Source organism: Pseudomonas sp. UBT (genome assembly GCF_050915955.1).
In the GTDB taxonomy this organism is placed as follows: Bacteria; Pseudomonadota; Gammaproteobacteria; order Pseudomonadales; family Pseudomonadaceae; genus Aquipseudomonas; species Aquipseudomonas antarctica_A.
Genome location: NZ_CP168081.1, coordinates 98,502 through 113,333 on the forward strand (window position 1 = coordinate 98,502; position 14,832 = coordinate 113,333).

Here is a 14,832-nt window from a genome sequence, read left to right on the forward strand (position 1 = left end):
CCAAGGGCTACGTTTCTGCGTGGATTTGAAGCAATAGCCTACTCACTGCACGTGAATTTCAAGGTGATTTCGGCCGGTTTCTTCAACTCATTTACACACCTTAAAACAGATGACTGGGACTTCAGCGGAACGGACCTACAAGGTTTTCGCACTCAAGATTGCGCCTCAGGAACACGGAAGATCTTTTGGAAGGCGTCTTTTCTGACCCACCAAGGTAATTCACATGAGCATCACCCACGCTGCACTGCAGCCAGTCGTCACCTCTCACAACCACACTGTCACAGAGCCTGACGTTAAAACGCAAAACGCCTCAAGCACTTCAACAACGACCACTGCCACCGTTCAGGCGCCCACTACCAGTTCCTTGCAGCGACTTCTCGCTGACCAGGAAAACCTGAAAAACCTGGCCAGCAGGCTGCGGGGGATTGTTCCCTGGGTTAAAGACGGCTTCTTAGCTTCAGACTGGTTGAACAAAAACACACTGCGGCTGCATGAGCATTCGTCCAAAGCCTCAGCCCAGACCACGCCTCAAACGTTTACCAGCGTCATTACTGACCTCGGTTATGACCTGCCGCGTACTGCGGATGAATTCACTGCGTTGGCGCAAAAGCTGGAGCAAAAGGCCTCATTGCATCCTCTGGGAGATTTCGGTGGCGCGCTGTCCTGGCCAATGCCGATATCGCAACAAGACCAGATCCGCATCGTGAACTTCCTCCACTCAAACAACACGGGGCTGCCTGGCTTACCGCTGCCCAGAGATGGCGACAGCACCATTGGTTACCTGTTGAGGGGCAGTTCGCTGACGTCAAGCGACCTGCACAACCCCGCCCTGGCGCTACAAAAACTAATCGACTCACCCAAGGGCCAGGCACTGGGGAAAGCCCTGCAAACGCATCTGAATGGCGCGTCATCGGACATCAGTATTTACGACTATGTATTGGCCGCCATTCATCTTGGACTCGATCAGGCGTCCAGTAGGCATCCCGAGCGTAACAAGGTAGCCGGTGTTGTTTTGCATGAATCCTCGTACTGGGGCGCGTCACCCTCGCTGGCGGTTAAATCCGTGAGCGATCAACTTGTTGCCAACAGCAAAGCGACAGCGACCACCGTTAAACTCGCAACGCACCTTCTGTTAGCCCGCAGTTACCCACAATTTCTCATCAAAGATATCCCGCCCACTGTGACGTACGGCAGCACCGTCTGGACGCAACTGACCCTTGCAGTAGCCAAGATCGAAGCGCAGACGCCTGGTCGGGTACCAAACATGACCTATGCCGAGGTTATTGCCGCCGCAGAATCCATGCCGACCGACAGCTATGCAGTTCAATCTGCCCAGCGCGAAGCCCTGAGAAATTGGGGTGTGGTCAGTGGCATGTTGGATCTCTTCGGCACCCAACCTTCGGAGCCCGAAATCGAGAAGGTCAGGAATGCCTATAACAATCAGTTGAAAGCATTGACCAACGCTTCTTCGTTGATGCAGACACCTTGGCCCAGTCGAAAGGAGATCGCGCTCAACTGCCTTAAAGCGGAATTCCCGGGGGTTGATCCAGCGGTTTTTGAAGCCAAAGTCTTGAAACTCCTCCACAAGAACAGCAGTCAGGCGCCCTTCGTTTTCCCCGAGCGGCGTTCCATGCTCGACATCGCAATGGAAGGTGAAAGGCTCGAAAAAAATCACAGCTGGGTCACCGACGACACAAGAATTCCAATCAGTCGTTTCAACGCCTATGTCCAGTCCGATAACTTTCATGCCGCCCGTCTATTCAAAGATGAGTATAAAAACACCTTAAAAGCACAAGCCGATGGGCACCACGAGAGGGTGAAGTACCTGACCTCGACATTGTCACTGGAAGATCGCAGGAACCTCGATTCCGGCAAACTCGAGTTCTTCCACACCAATGATTACAAGGTGGACATGGATTTCACGTCGCCGCTCGCGCTGTCAAAACGTGGGAATACGCTGCATGTTAAAACCACTCGCGGGGGCGAGGTGAATATTTACTGCCTTGATACCAGTAAGGGAACCTTTGAGAAAGCGAACCACCTGAAAAGTAAGTTCACCGAGCCTTACAGTGGTGAAAAACTGGATAAACGAAATGCAAATATCGTATCCCGTACGAAACTGTTTGCCCCCCCTTACGCCGGCACGCACGCTGACGAGATAAAGAACCCTCCTGCGATCCCCGACAGCTATAACTCAGACCGCACTTCGTTTATCGCCGATGTCTTCGTCAAATCGCTCGCACTGGATAACGAGGATCTCCTGAACCACGCCAAGGGCGTGACGTCGTTTGACAAAAACCGTTCGTTGAACGCGGCGATTGGTGAGTTCTTTCTCAACCTGATCCCGCTTCGGTCTGCCATCGTCAATTTCCAAAATCACAAGATCGGTGAGGGGTTATTTGACCTGTTCTTTGACGTCGTTGGACTGGTCACACTTGGCGCGGGTAAGGCCGCGCAAGCCACAAAAATCTTGGGTACAGGCCTACACGCAGCCACCAAGGCCGTGAAAACGGTCAAATTCCTTGGCGTGGCCGCCATTGAGGCACTCAATCCACTTGGTGGCGTGGGCGATTTGGCTGTTGGCGTTGGCGGGCTGCTGGGCAAAGGTTTCAGCTATCTCTCGTCCAAAGGTCGCGATGCCATCATCAAGCTCAAGGGCCTCACAGGTAGTTACGATGGGCTCAAAGCAGCCAGTAAAACCCATGGTGTCGCAGCGACAGGCACCTATAAGGTTGCAGGGCAGACCATCGAGGGCGGCGCTGTGTTTCAGGAGGGCAAATGGTATGCCTATGACCCTGTCAGCGACCGCCGGTATGGTCCTGCGCTCAAGGACTTCAAGCCAACGGTCGCCGCACACGATGGGGACATACGGGCAGTCACCGATAGCTGGCTGGGGAAAATGATAGGGGCTGTCGTCGCGCCTGCGGCAGTAAATCCCAATTTCCTTGATGACTTTGTATCGGCGTTAGCCAAAGCCAAAGCTGAGGACAAGGCCGCTTATATACGGGGCCAGAACACGGGAAAACCAGAGGCTATCTATGGCTACTCCCCAGCGCTGAAAATCAATGATTTGAAGCGTCTTGCGGTAGCTGAACGTCGTACGCCGACGGAGCTCGGCAGCCTGGTGAAACGTATAGGTGAACTTGAAGCACTCCCCGAGCGATTCAAAACAGCCCGTGAAACGGCGCAAGTCATTGACGCTGACGGCTATAAGAGAGGGTATGACGCGGGTGGGCCAGAAGGTATCAGTGGGTTCTCGAAAACGTTGAGCCTGAATCAGTATGCAGAACTGGGTATCGCGCGCGGGCGTACACCTGAAGAGCTTGGTCGCCTGGTCAAGTATATGGAAAAACGAAGAATTGACGTTGATCTGGAAAACTACAGGGTATTCCACGCGGAGATAACCGCTGCGGGTGGCAAAGCAGTTCCCATGCCGCAAAGCTTTTACCTCAGCCAAAGCCAGGTTTCCCTGCTATCGGAGGGCGAGTGTGCAGCGATTTCCAATGTGATGGCAGCCGCTGCTGCGCACCCGGCCCCTGGCAAACAGGACATCTTTATGAAAAACATGTACGCCGCGATGGTGCCTGCGCTTAGCCCCAGCGAAATCGCCGAATTACGAAAAATCAATCCGAACAAAGCCATCATTGAACAACGCCGGTCAGCCGACGTAAACAAGTTCCGCGAACAGCTGAACCAGATTCAAGAGGTACTCGGCGACAAATTCCATCACACAATGCAGGCACGACAAGTCACACCCGCGGTCATCATTTCGGAGCTCGCCAAAGCCGGCAAGTCCTCGACCTCAAAAACGCTATTAATCCATGGCCCAGGGCATGGTATTACGGCCGGATACAACGCCAGGACGAGAGAATGGTTTTATTTCGACCCTAACTTTGGGAAAGCGACATTTACGACTGAAGCGGCGATGAGTGCTGCGCTGGAAAGTACATTAAACAGCGGTCTTAGCTCACACCTGATGCCGCACTTTACAGGCACCACTCGCGGCACACGTGAGTATAAGATGTCGGTATTCGAGGACGCGAACCTGAACAGTACGATCAAGGGGACGGGCGTTGATTTGTCCTTTTTCTACCGAGACAATTTGTTTAAAACCACCCTGTAAACCGGTCTGAAGATCCAGCGTTGTCGCTAGGATGGTCGTTTTTCTGGCGACCATCAACGTGCGTCAATGGTGCTTTTGGAAAGTACCATTGACGCCCTGCCCCTCTCGATGCCACCCACTCGTGCGCAACGCGACATTTTCTCTGATTCCCTTCACAATGCCGCAGCCTACGGAACTTGCCGAGATTGACGCGACTCATTAGAGAATGGTCTTTCAAACGATCAAGACCTGCCCCTCCATTTTTCGGGAATTTTCATTATGTCCGCTACCGCCTCCACCCTCCTTGTAGTCGAAGACGACGCCATCGTGCGCATGCTGATCGTCGATGTACTCGAAGAATTGGAGTTCACGGTAGTAGAAGCGGCGGACGGGGAAGCAGCCCTGGTGATCGTGGAAAACACCGATCAGGTGATCGACCTGATGATGACCGATGTCGGCCTGCCTGATATGAATGGAAAAGACTTGGCGAAGAAGGTGCGTGAGCTGCGCCCTGCTCTGCCAATCCTGTTTGCCAGCGGCTATGCCGACAGTATCGATGTGCCGCCCGGCATGCAGGTGATCGGCAAGCCATTCTCTATCGATCAACTGCGCGACAAGGTCAAATCGATGCTGGCTGATCGTCTGAACTGACGTTGACGCTGCCCATTCGCGGCAGCACGCTCCTCATTTTTGTAGCCCTGGCGAACATCATCGGCCCATCGCGGCGATTGCGAGGGCCGCTCTGCGCCTCAACACCTGCCCTGACCCGCATGACGGCTATAGTCTCAGTTCACCTTGTTTGCAGGGATTAACGTGACGTTCGGCCAATAAAGCTGGACACTCAGCACTTTGATCCCACGCCCTTTATAAAGCACTCTGGAAGGACGCAACAACATGATTGGAAAACCGACGCGCCTGCTGTTGGCGAGCCTCTCGATTCTCATGAGTACCGGCGCCTGGGCCGATTTTACGGCAACCCCTGCCGAAGCCCGGGCCATTGCCAAGGAAGCCTACTTATATGGCTACCCGGTAGTGGCAATGTACAAGAGGCTTTACACCCAGGCCGTTGATAAAGGCGGTGCCAAATTCAAGGCGCCGTTCAACCATATCGCTAATACCGCCCAGGTCTTCACGCCCAAGGACACGGCGTTCGCCACCCCGAACGCAGACACGCCCTACTCGTTCGTGTGGATGGACCTGCGCAAAGAACCTCTGGTACTGACCCTGCCGAAGATCGAAGACAACCGTTACTACTCGGTGCAGTTGATCGACCTTTATACGCAGAACATGGCGTACCTGGGCACCCGCAGCACCGGCAACAATGGCGGCCACTACATGATCGCCGGCCCGGACTGGAAGGGTCAGCAGCCGGTTGACATCGACCGAGTGGTCTACAGCGAAAGCAACATCGCCTACGCCTTGTATCGCACGCAATTGTTGGACGACAAGGACCTGAACAAGGTCAAGCAGATTCAGAACGGCTACAAAGTGCAGTCGCTGAGCAGCTATGTAAAACAGCCTGCACCGGCTCCGGTGCCGAAGATCGAATGGCCCAAGCCTACGGCGACCATGACCGAAGGCCCGCAGCTGTTTCGCTACCTGAACTTCATGCTGGCGTTTGCCGCGCCCCAGGACAGCGAAAAAGACCTGTTGGCACGCTTTGCCAAGATCGGTATCGCCCCTGGCGCGCCGTTCAAGGTCAAGGCATTGACCGTCGAACAGCGCAAGGCGCTGGAAGATGGCATCGCCGATGGCCGGGCTGAGTTTGCGGCATTCAAGAAGGACAAGATCGACACTCATCAAGTGTCCAGCAGTGACCTGTACGGCAGCCGCGATCGCCTGAAAAACAATTACCTGTACCGCTACGCCGGGGCCGATCTGGGGATTTTCGGCAACTCCCCTGACGAAGCCATTTACCTGAACTACGCCGTTGACAGCGAAGGCAAGCCGGCCAACGGCGCACGCCACAGCTACACCGTGCACTTTGACAAGGATCAATTGCCGCCGGCCGATGCGTTCTGGTCGCTGACCATGTACGACGCCAAGACCAAGCTGCTGGCGCCCAACCTCAAGAAACGCTACCAGATCAATTCGCGGATGCTGCCCGACCTCAAGCTGGACGCCGACGGCGGCCTGACCCTGGCATTACAGCACCACGAGCCGCCCAAAGCCGAACAGAACAACTGGTTGCCGGCCCCGCCTGGTCCGTTTTATGCCGTACTGCGGATTTACCTGCCCAAGCCTGACGCGACTCAATGGCAGTTACCACCGCTGACACCGCTCAAGTAACACCCGGTGCCCGGCCGAAACCTCGATTCGGCCGGGTACGTCCCTCCTCGATGATAAGTGCGCCGCCCTGTCCCGCTATAACAACCCTGGCGCAGGGAATGCGTCGAACCCTCAGCGGTTTTTCAGCTTCACATAAGACTGATACACGTCCGACGCCCAGCCATCGATGACGCCTTTAACGTCATCCGCCTTCATCACTTGAGCATCGTTGGACAAAGGCTTGCCGGTGCCTTTGCGAACCACCTGTGCGAGCACCTTGCCAGTCGCGCCATCCAGAAACTGCGCCTCAGTGCCCAGTGTCGTCTCCTGATCACGAATACCGGCTCCGGTACTCACCGCCGCCACCACCAAGGCCACGGGAATGTACTCGTAAGGCTTGAGGCTTTCGGTCTTGCTGCTCACGGCGGTAATGGCTGCGCGCAGCACGATCACGCCCGGGCCGGGGGCATTGGCCACCTGCATTGACTTGCTCAGCTCGCGCTTGAGCGCTGCGGTGTAGTAACTGTTGATACCGTTCAGGGTGCTGGCCGGAATTTTGGCGGTGGCCTGGGGTTTGGGATAGAACTGGGTGGGTTCGATGTACACCGCGGTGTAGCGCTTGAGGTCCAGGTTGGGATCGACCCAGCGCATCACCTCGGCGCCCGAGGGCGACTTGGCCTCTTTAAGTTGGCTGTAGTCCGAGAGAAAACCGGAATACTCGTCCGGCTGGGGGGCCTTTGAGGCACACCCGGACACTGCGATAGTAGCGACGCACAGCGCACTGACCATTAGCCTTAGTTTCATCATTGAACTCCCTGGCGACCATCATTTAAACAACGAGCCCTATGTATAGCCAATGCTGAAGGAGTTTGCTCAGCCGCGTTCACGCGGGATCAGGCTTTGTAACTGCGCGGCCAGGAAGTTGGCGTCGAAGGCGAAGGTGTCCGGGTCTTTCAGGCCATTGGTTTTCTTCCACAGCCAGTCCTGTTTATCCGGCGGTAGCACCAGCGAGATACTGCCGTGCCGAGCAGCGGTCAGGCCTATCACCGAGACGGAAATCAAGCCGCCTGCGCCCATGACTTCCGGCACGAACTCAACGGCTTTGCCGGTGATCTGCACGGTAAGTTTCTCGGTCTTGAAGGTCGAACTCTCGACCGGCAGGCTCGGGTTGCTGGCGACATACGCTTCGCGATGGACGTCCAGCAGGCCGACGGTCTTGACCGGCTCCAGCCACTGTTCAATCTGCCCGAACAACTCACCGAGCTTTTGCGCCCAGCGCGCCGACTGCACGTCGAATTGCTGTTTCTTGTGCGCTTCGCTATCGGCGTAATGACGAAGCATCTCGCCCAGTTGCTGTACATCGTCCATTGCAGATTTCCTTGGGTGAGCCAGGTTGCGAAGTAGGATCATGGCAGAAGTGGCGGCTCGCCGTATGGCTTAAAACTGCTCCGGTCATTTAGCGGGTAACTGCATATGACTAATCCGCAGGCGGTGAGTAAGGTAACGCGACATTCCTTGTCAGGAGCTTCGCATGCGTACCATTGGCCTAATCGGCGGCATGAGCTGGGAGTCCAGCGCCGAGTATTACCGCATCATCAACCAACGCGTGCGCGACCAACTTGGCCCACTGCGCTCTGCGCAATTGTTGATGTACAGCGTGGATTTCGGCCCGGTGGAACAGGCTCAGCATGCCGGCCGCTGGGATGACACCGCGCTGATTCTGGAAGATGCCGCGCGCCGCCTGCAAGCCGGCGGTGCCGAGTGTGTGGTGCTGTGTACCAACACCATGCATTTGGTGGCGTCGCGCATTGAAGCGGCGGTGTCGATTCCGTTTCTGCATATTGCCGATGCCGCCGGGGCAGCGGCCGTTGAGCGCGGCACGCTGACGGTCGGCCTGCTGGGCACCGCGTTCACCATGGAACAGGATTTTCTCAAAGCGCGCCTGGCCGCCCAGGGCTTGACCGTGCTGGTGCCCGACGCGGACGAGCGCCAGGCCGTGCACCGGATCATCTATGAGGAGTTGTGTGTCGGGGTGATCAACCAGGCTTCGCGCCAGGTCTATCAGCGCGTAATCGCCACCCTGGCCGCACGGGGTGCCCAGGCAATCATCCTCGGGTGCACGGAAATCGGCCTGCTGATCAAGCCTGAACACAGCGACCTGCCGCTGCTGGACACCACCGAGCTGCATGCGCAGGCCGCGGTGGCGTTTGCGCTGGAGGATTAAGCCGATTTGCGCAGGCGCGCCATGCTCAGGGTGTCGACAAAAACACCGTCACGCAGGGCGTAATCGCGCAACCGACCTTCAACTTCGAAGCCGAACTTGCGGTACAGGTTATGCGCCGCCTCGTTGTCGGCGTACACCGTGAGTTCCACGCGGTGCAGGTTCATCCAGTTGTCGGCCACATCCAGCGCGGCCGTCAACAACCTGGAACCCACACCCTTGCCCTGCCAGGCCGTCGCCACGCCCATGCCGAACGAACCGACGTGGCTCTGGCGTACGCGCAGGTACTGTTCCAAGCCGAGCTGACCAATCACCTCGCCGCCATGCATCGCCACCAGCTGTAGCCGGCGCTCGTTATCCATCACCAACCGCTTGCGCCAGGCCTCGATCGACTGAAAAGGCATTTGCAGCACCTGACGACACACAGCCGGTTCGTTATAGAGCGCAGCCACACCTTCAAGGTGGGCTTCGGTAAAGCGCTGGATCACGATGTGGGGTTCAGGCGTGTGCATTGTGTTTCATCCTTTGAAAGACAAGTGGCAGGCCAGTGTAGGGGCAAACCAGCTTCTCTGACGAGCCCGGAATCCTCCCGCAAATCAACCGGCTGTATCCTGCATCTGTACGATAGCGATCGCACCCGGCAGCGCGGATACTTGGCGCAGGCCCTGCCACGTCAATCCAACGTTTCGGCCTTTAACCCTGTGACGAAAACAACAAAAAAAGTCCCACAGAGGAACGCCCATGAATCGTCTTGATCCCTCGGGCCTGTTACAGGCCTTCAGCACCCTGACCCTGGATTTGCAGCGACTTGCCCAGCGCCAGGACATCGAACATTTTCAGCAGCATGCACTGACGCGTATCAGCCAGTTACTGGCGTTTGACAGCGCCTGGTGGGGGCGCGCGGCGCTGATAGGAGGCTTGCCGGAAGAGCACAGCAGCTATCTGTACCAGTTGCCGCCGGGCTATTTGGACGACTGGCAATCGATCCGCCATATGGATGTGACGATCAAGCAGGTACATGCGGCGCCAGGCCAGGCCGTCATCATCGACATGCGCGACTGCGCCAGCGGCGCCGGCTTGAATTGGCTCGGCGAACGGCACGGGATCGGCGAGTTGTTGTGCGTCATCCATGTCGACCCGCTCACTTGTCTGAGCGATCACCTGACCTTGTACCGCAAGCCTGCGGCTGCGAAATTCAACGAGCAGGACTGCCTGCTGCTCAACAACCTGATGCTGCACTTGGTGGCGGCGGTTTCGGCGAACCAGATCCGCACCCTGGTGGCCATGCGCGAAACGCTCACAAGCCCACGCAATCTCGCGCTGGCGGTGTGCGGCCCGCGCGGCGTCCTGCAGTGCGCCGAGCGCGGCTTTACCGATTTACTGCTCAGTGAATGGCCGCAATGGAGCGGCCCTACCCTGCCGGTGGCCCTGGATGAGCGCGGCTACGAGGGCAAGCAGATCCACATTGAGGTTTCGGCGGTGGGCGATCAGTTTCTGCTGGCGGCGCGCATCAACCGCGCCCTGCCCCAGCTCAGCCCAAGGGAAAACGACGTCGCCCAAGGCTTTGGCGAGGGCAAGACCTATAAGGAAGTCGCCCGCGACCTCGGCCTGTCGCCCAATACCGTACGCCATCATATTCGCGCTATCTACACCAAGCTCGGCGTCAAGGACAAGGCGCGTATAGCGCACTTGGTGCACGCCCCACCCGACTGATCTACACCGGTTTATCGCAGCGTTTTGCACTGTCGTTTTGACGGTCACGGGTTTCTTTTGCCCATTTTTTTACCGCTGCTGCACTCGCCCTGACGCTCCATTCAAGAGACGCCTCGCCATGACCCCAACAACCGTGCGTAACCTGACGGTGCTGCTCGGCGGCACACTGCTGTGCCTCGATAGCCAGGCTGCCGACCTCAATGCCCGCGACTTTTTCAGCGCACCGCCAGGCACCAGCCTGGGCGTGCTGTACTTGCCTGCGACGCGTGCCGGAAATTTCCACGGGCCTGCCGATACCACCGGCAAGGCCGACCTCAGGGTGAACGCCCTGGCATACCGCCAAGTGTATTTCACCGACGCCTGCGGCACGCTGTGCACGCCGCAAGTCATCGTGCCCTTCGCCGACATCAATGCGCGCTTGCCAGGCGCCAGCCAACGCACCGGCGAAAGTGGGCTGGGCGATCCGCAAGTGGGCGGCACCGTGTTTTTCATCAACGACCCGGCCTCTCATACCTACAGCGGCCTCTTGAGCCTGATCACCGTGCCGGTGGGCGAATACCACAGCAACAACCCGGACGTGTCTGCGGGCGCCAATCGCTGGGGCGCAACCTTTGTCTACAACTACACGCGAGGCATCGGCGAAAAATGGGTGCTGGAAGCCAATCTGGAAGCCCAGCTCTACGCCCCCAATGACGACTATTTCGGCAGCCAGCTCAAGCAAGCCCCGCTGTATCGCCTGCAAGCATTTGCCTCCTACGACTTCAGCCCCGCCACTTACGGTGCGTTGCGCCTGATCCAGGCCGACGGTGGGGCGCTGCGCCTCAACAACCGTCAACTCGACGACACCCACAAACGCTACACCCAGGTCGGGTTCGAGGTCGGGCACGGGCTCGACAAGCAGAACCAACTGATGTTCGGCCTTTCGCAAAATGTCGCCGCGTCAAACGGTTACGCCGGAACCGATGCGCTGTTGCGCCTGGTCCACGTGTTCTGACGCGCTTTCCAGAGCCCCTTTTCCCGGAGCAAGAAGATGCACACTCAAACCCATGCCGCACAACATGAGGCCTCAGCCTCATCGTCCTCCTGGGCACTGCTGGCAGCCATCGTGCTGTTCGCCGCAATCACCCCGACCATCCTGATGACCGCCCCCGCCGTGGCTTCACAGTTGGCGAGTCAATGGCAACTGAGCCCTGCGCAAATCGGTGATCTGTTTTCCGTCGAACTGGGCGCCATGAGCCTGGCGACGCTGCCCGCGCTCTGGTGGCTCAAACGGGTCGACTGGCGGGTGGCGGCCTTATGCGCCGCACTCCTGTTCATCGCGGCCAATCTGCTGTCGATGCTCGCCGACACCTACGCCAGCTTGCTTGCCTTGCGCTTCGCCAGTGCGTTGGCCGGAGGTTCATTGATGATCATCTGCCTGGCCAGTGCCGCCCATACGGCCAACCCCAGCCGGGTCTACGGGCTATGGGTGATGGGGCAACTGGTGGTCGGCGCCTTGGGCCTTGCGGTACTTCCGGGCTTATTCGAACGCTACGGCTTGAATGCCTGCTACCTCATCCTGGCGGTCCTGATGACCATACTCTTGCCCCTGGCCCGTGGTTTTCCCCGTGCCAGCCCGGCGAACAAGGCGAACGACAGCCCTTCGCTGCACCGCTCACCCTGGAAGGCCGCGCTGGGGATCGCAGCGGTCCTGGCCTTTTACATCAGCCTCGGCGGCGTCTGGACCTTCATCGGTGCCCTGGGTGCGCGTGCCGGAATCTCGCCACAGCACAGCGGTGAAGTGTTGGCCGTCGCGACGCTGATGGGCATTGCCGGGGCGACGTGCGCTGCGCTGATCGGTGCGCGCCTGCCGCGTGGGGTGCTGTTGCTCGCGGGCTATGCACTGATGGCGACCGCCGTGCTGCTACTGCTCGGCCAACCCGCGCTGCTGCGTTTTGCGCTGGCGGCGCTGCTGTTCAAGTTCACCTGGACCTTCATCCTGCCGCTGATCCTCGCCTGCCTGGCCGACCTGGACCACAGCGGCAAGTTGATGAACGCCTCCAACCTGGTGATCGGCGGCGGCCTGGCCATCGGCCCTGCCGTCGCCGGCCGGCTGATCGAGACCAGTGGCGGGTTTACCGCGCTGCTGGTCGGCGCTGCCGTTATCACCTTGCTGTCCCTGGCGATGACCTTCGCCAGCCGCCCATCACAACCCCGTTGAACTGGAGCCTGTATGAACCGAACCACCGCGTTTTTCTTTGATGAAATGACCCTGTGGCACAGCGCCAGTGCCCACGCGCTGACCTTGCCCGTGGGCGGATGGGTGCAGCCGCCGGCTGGCAGCGGGCATGCCGAGTCGCCGGACACCAAGCGACGCTTGAAAAGCCTGCTGGACGTGTCCGGCTTGAGTCGCCACTTGCACCTGCACAGCGCTCCTCCCGCCAGTGAAGAGGATCTGCTGCGGGTGCATGGCAGCCACTACCTGCAACGTTTCAAGGCCCTGAGCGATGCCGGCGGTGGTGAACTCGGCCCCCAGGCCCCGATAGGTCCGGGCAGCTACGAAATTGCCAAGTTATCCGCCGGCTTGACCATCGCCGCGGTGGACACAGTCCTAAACGGCCAGGCACACAATGCCTATTCGCTGTCGCGGCCACCGGGGCACCATTGCTTGGCCGACAGCGCGATGGGCTTCTGTTTCCTCGCCAACATTGCGCTTGCCATCGAAGTGGCCAAGGCGCGCAACGGGCTGGGCAAGGTCGCCGTGATCGACTGGGACGTCCATCATGGCAATGGCACCCAATCGATTTTCGAGGACCGGGGCGATGTGTTGACGATTTCACTGCATCAGGACGGTTGTTATCCGCCGGGTTACAGCGGCGAGCAGGATCGCGGCCGTGGCGCCGGCCTGGGGGCGAATATCAATATTCCATTGCCGCCGGGCAGTGGGCACGACGCGTACCTGCATGCCATGGCGCGCATCGTGGTGCCGGCGCTGGAACGGTTTCAACCGGAGCTGATCATCGTTGCTTGCGGCTATGACGCCAACGCCGTCGACCCGTTGGCGCGCATGCTGCTGCACAGTGACTCTTTCCGGCTGATGACCCGCGCGCTACGCCTGGCGGCAGAGCGCCTGTGCCAGGGCCGCCTGGTGCTGGTGCATGAGGGCGGCTACAGCGAAGCCTATGTGCCGTTTTGCGGGTTGGCCACCCTGGAGGAGTTAAGCGGTGTGCGCACAGCGGTGCAAGACCCGATGCTGGAATTTGTCCAGTTGCAGCAACCCAACGCGACGTTGCTGACATTCCAGAAGCAATGGATCGAGCAGTTGGCGCGCGGGCTTATCGATTAAACCCTGGGCGCCGCCAGCCGCCATAAGCGCGCGATGTCCGAGGCCCGCTCGCGTAATAAACGCGGCGCTTCGCTGCAAGCCTGTTCCAGGCTCATCGGGCCCGAAGGCAAGGCGAATGCGGCGTCCACACCGTGGGCGTACATTTGCTCGTAGCCATCGCCCAGTGTGCCGGCGATCACGATCACCGGCACGTTGTGCTGGCGGGCAATGCGTGCCACGCCGAACGGGGTTTTGCCACGCAGCGTCTGGGCATCGAAGCGGCCTTCGCCGGTAATCACCAGATCGGCGCCCCGTACGGCTTCGTCCAGCCCCACCAATTCGGCGACGACCTCAACGCCGGCGCGAAATTGCGCGTCCAGGAAGGCCTTGGCGGCAAACCCCAAGCCACCTGCTGCACCACTACCGGGCTCATCACGCACGTCTTTGGGCAGAACCTTGGCGCAGTGATCGGCAAAATGGCCGAGGGCGGCGTCCAGTTGTTCGACCTGCTGCGCATTCGCACCTTTTTGCGGGCCGAAGATGGCAGAGGCGCCGTGTGCGCCGCACAGCGGGTTGTTCACGTCGGCGGCAATCTCAAAGCGTACGTGGGCCAGCCGTGGGTCCTGTTGTTCAAGATTGATGCGCGCCAGGCCTGCCAAGGCCAGGCCACCGGGCGCAAGTATCTGGTCCTGGGCATCGAACAGTTGCACGCCGAGCGCCTGCATCGCGCCTGCACCACCGTCGTTGGTGGCGCTGCCGCCAATCGCCAGGATGACGCGCCGGGCGCCAGCATCCAATGCGGCGCGTATCAGTTCGCCGGTGCCGTACGTGGTGCTGGTGCAGGCATCGCGCTGACCCGGCGGCACACGTTGCAAGCCGCTGGCTTCGGCCATCTCGATAATCGCGGTGCAGCTGTCGGCCAGCCAGCCCCAGCGCGCTTCAACCGTCCCGCCCAACGGACCTCGCACAGTGTGGCTGCGCAGTTCGCCATTGCAGGCGGCGAGTACCGAATCCACGGTGCCTTCACCGCCATCGGCCATCGGGCACTGGATCAAGCGTGCATCCGGCCACACCTGGGCCAACCCTTCGGCAATCGCCTGGGCGACACCTTCGGCACTCAGACTGTCCTTGAATGAGTCGGGGGCGATGATGATTTTCATGGGGTTTCTCCGTTTTTTATAACGCCCATGCTGCCAGTTGGCTGCGGCAATGACGCCGGTCAGA

Annotated in this window: 11 protein-coding genes and 1 pseudogene; 8 read left to right on the forward strand and 4 right to left on the reverse strand. The window is 59.1% G+C overall.

Going from position 1 to position 14,832, the window contains the following annotated elements; genetic code table 11:
• Window positions 1-223: 223 nt before the first annotated feature.
• The 3 genes from ACDZ94_RS24830 to ACDZ94_RS24840 all read left to right on the forward strand — a co-directional run bounded on the left by ACDZ94_RS24830 (window position 224) and on the right by ACDZ94_RS24840 (window position 6,391).
• A complete protein-coding gene (locus ACDZ94_RS24830) occupies window positions 224-4,123 on the forward strand; it encodes a hypothetical protein (protein WP_432751772.1) in 3,900 nt (1,299 codons plus the stop codon).
• A gap of 258 nt (window positions 4,124-4,381) precedes the next feature.
• Window positions 4,382-4,753, forward strand: a complete 372-nt coding sequence (locus tag ACDZ94_RS24835; RefSeq protein ID WP_407017751.1) for a response regulator — start codon at window positions 4,382-4,384, stop codon at window positions 4,751-4,753.
• Window positions 4,754-4,996: 243 nt separating this feature from the next.
• A complete protein-coding gene (locus tag ACDZ94_RS24840) occupies window positions 4,997-6,391 on the forward strand; it encodes a DUF1254 domain-containing protein (RefSeq protein WP_064452496.1) in 1,395 nt (464 codons plus the stop codon).
• 111 nt (window positions 6,392-6,502) lie between these two features.
• Here the strand turns inward: ACDZ94_RS24840 and ACDZ94_RS24845 are convergent, their stop codons facing one another.
• Window positions 6,503-7,174 carry a DUF3313 domain-containing protein gene (locus ACDZ94_RS24845; protein ID WP_128589230.1) on the reverse strand — a complete coding sequence of 224 codons (672 nt, stop codon included), beginning with the start codon at window positions 7,172-7,174 and terminating at the stop codon, window positions 6,503-6,505.
• A gap of 69 nt (window positions 7,175-7,243) precedes the next feature.
• Entirely contained in the window at window positions 7,244-7,738 is a 495-nt protein-coding gene (locus ACDZ94_RS24850; protein WP_432751773.1) for a hypothetical protein, read from the reverse strand.
• 163 nt (window positions 7,739-7,901) lie between these two features.
• Between ACDZ94_RS24850 and ACDZ94_RS24855 the strand changes: the two genes are divergently transcribed.
• A complete protein-coding gene (locus ACDZ94_RS24855; RefSeq protein WP_407017750.1) occupies window positions 7,902-8,594 on the forward strand; it encodes an aspartate/glutamate racemase family protein in 693 nt (230 codons plus the stop codon).
• On the opposite strand, the gene ACDZ94_RS24860 is transcribed toward ACDZ94_RS24855, so the two are convergent.
• The gene (locus ACDZ94_RS24860; protein ID WP_262664763.1) at window positions 8,591-9,103 is read right to left on the reverse strand and encodes a GNAT family N-acetyltransferase; all 513 of its coding nucleotides are present in this window, start codon (window positions 9,101-9,103) and stop codon (window positions 8,591-8,593) included. The two genes, ACDZ94_RS24855 and ACDZ94_RS24860, sit on opposite strands and share 4 nt — an antisense overlap.
• Before the next feature lie 229 nt (window positions 9,104-9,332).
• Between ACDZ94_RS24860 and ACDZ94_RS24865 the strand changes: the two genes are divergently transcribed.
• The 4 genes and pseudogenes from ACDZ94_RS24865 (at window position 9,333) to ACDZ94_RS24880 (ending at window position 13,629) form a co-directional block, all read left to right on the forward strand.
• A complete protein-coding gene (locus ACDZ94_RS24865) occupies window positions 9,333-10,304 on the forward strand; it encodes a helix-turn-helix transcriptional regulator (RefSeq protein ID WP_432751774.1) in 972 nt (323 codons plus the stop codon).
• A gap of 118 nt (window positions 10,305-10,422) precedes the next feature.
• Complete coding sequence (locus tag ACDZ94_RS24870) at window positions 10,423-11,298, forward strand: transporter (protein ID WP_432751775.1); 876 nt, start codon at window positions 10,423-10,425, stop codon at window positions 11,296-11,298.
• A gap of 36 nt (window positions 11,299-11,334) precedes the next feature.
• Window positions 11,335-12,520: pseudogene (locus tag ACDZ94_RS24875) on the forward strand (MFS transporter).
• Window positions 12,517-13,629: a class II histone deacetylase gene (locus ACDZ94_RS24880; protein WP_064452504.1), complete on the forward strand. Its 1,113-nt coding sequence runs from the start codon at window positions 12,517-12,519 to the stop codon at window positions 13,627-13,629. The pseudogene ACDZ94_RS24875 and the gene ACDZ94_RS24880 overlap by 4 nt, the downstream one beginning before the upstream one ends.
• Here the strand turns inward: ACDZ94_RS24880 and ACDZ94_RS24885 are convergent.
• Window positions 13,626-14,768: a glycerate kinase gene (locus ACDZ94_RS24885; protein WP_064452505.1), complete on the reverse strand. Its 1,143-nt coding sequence runs from the start codon at window positions 14,766-14,768 to the stop codon at window positions 13,626-13,628. The two genes, ACDZ94_RS24880 and ACDZ94_RS24885, sit on opposite strands and share 4 nt — an antisense overlap.
• Between the last annotated feature and the right edge of the window lie 64 nt (window positions 14,769-14,832).

Coding starts and splice junctions, on each gene's coding strand:
- ACDZ94_RS24830 (WP_432751772.1), top strand. CDS start 224: ATGAGCATCACCCACGCTGCACTGCAGCCAGTCGTCACCTCTCACAAC.
- ACDZ94_RS24835 (WP_407017751.1), top strand. CDS start 4,382: ATGTCCGCTACCGCCTCCACCCTCCTTGTAGTCGAAGACGACGCCATC.
- ACDZ94_RS24840 (WP_064452496.1), top strand. CDS start 4,997: ATGATTGGAAAACCGACGCGCCTGCTGTTGGCGAGCCTCTCGATTCTC.
- ACDZ94_RS24845 (WP_128589230.1), bottom strand. CDS start 7,174: ATGAAACTAAGGCTAATGGTCAGTGCGCTGTGCGTCGCTACTATCGCA.
- ACDZ94_RS24850 (WP_432751773.1), bottom strand. CDS start 7,738: ATGGACGATGTACAGCAACTGGGCGAGATGCTTCGTCATTACGCCGAT.
- ACDZ94_RS24855 (WP_407017750.1), top strand. CDS start 7,902: ATGCGTACCATTGGCCTAATCGGCGGCATGAGCTGGGAGTCCAGCGCC.
- ACDZ94_RS24860 (WP_262664763.1), bottom strand. CDS start 9,103: ATGCACACGCCTGAACCCCACATCGTGATCCAGCGCTTTACCGAAGCC.
- ACDZ94_RS24865 (WP_432751774.1), top strand. CDS start 9,333: ATGAATCGTCTTGATCCCTCGGGCCTGTTACAGGCCTTCAGCACCCTG.
- ACDZ94_RS24870 (WP_432751775.1), top strand. CDS start 10,423: ATGACCCCAACAACCGTGCGTAACCTGACGGTGCTGCTCGGCGGCACA.
- ACDZ94_RS24880 (WP_064452504.1), top strand. CDS start 12,517: ATGAACCGAACCACCGCGTTTTTCTTTGATGAAATGACCCTGTGGCAC.
- ACDZ94_RS24885 (WP_064452505.1), bottom strand. CDS start 14,768: ATGAAAATCATCATCGCCCCCGACTCATTCAAGGACAGTCTGAGTGCC.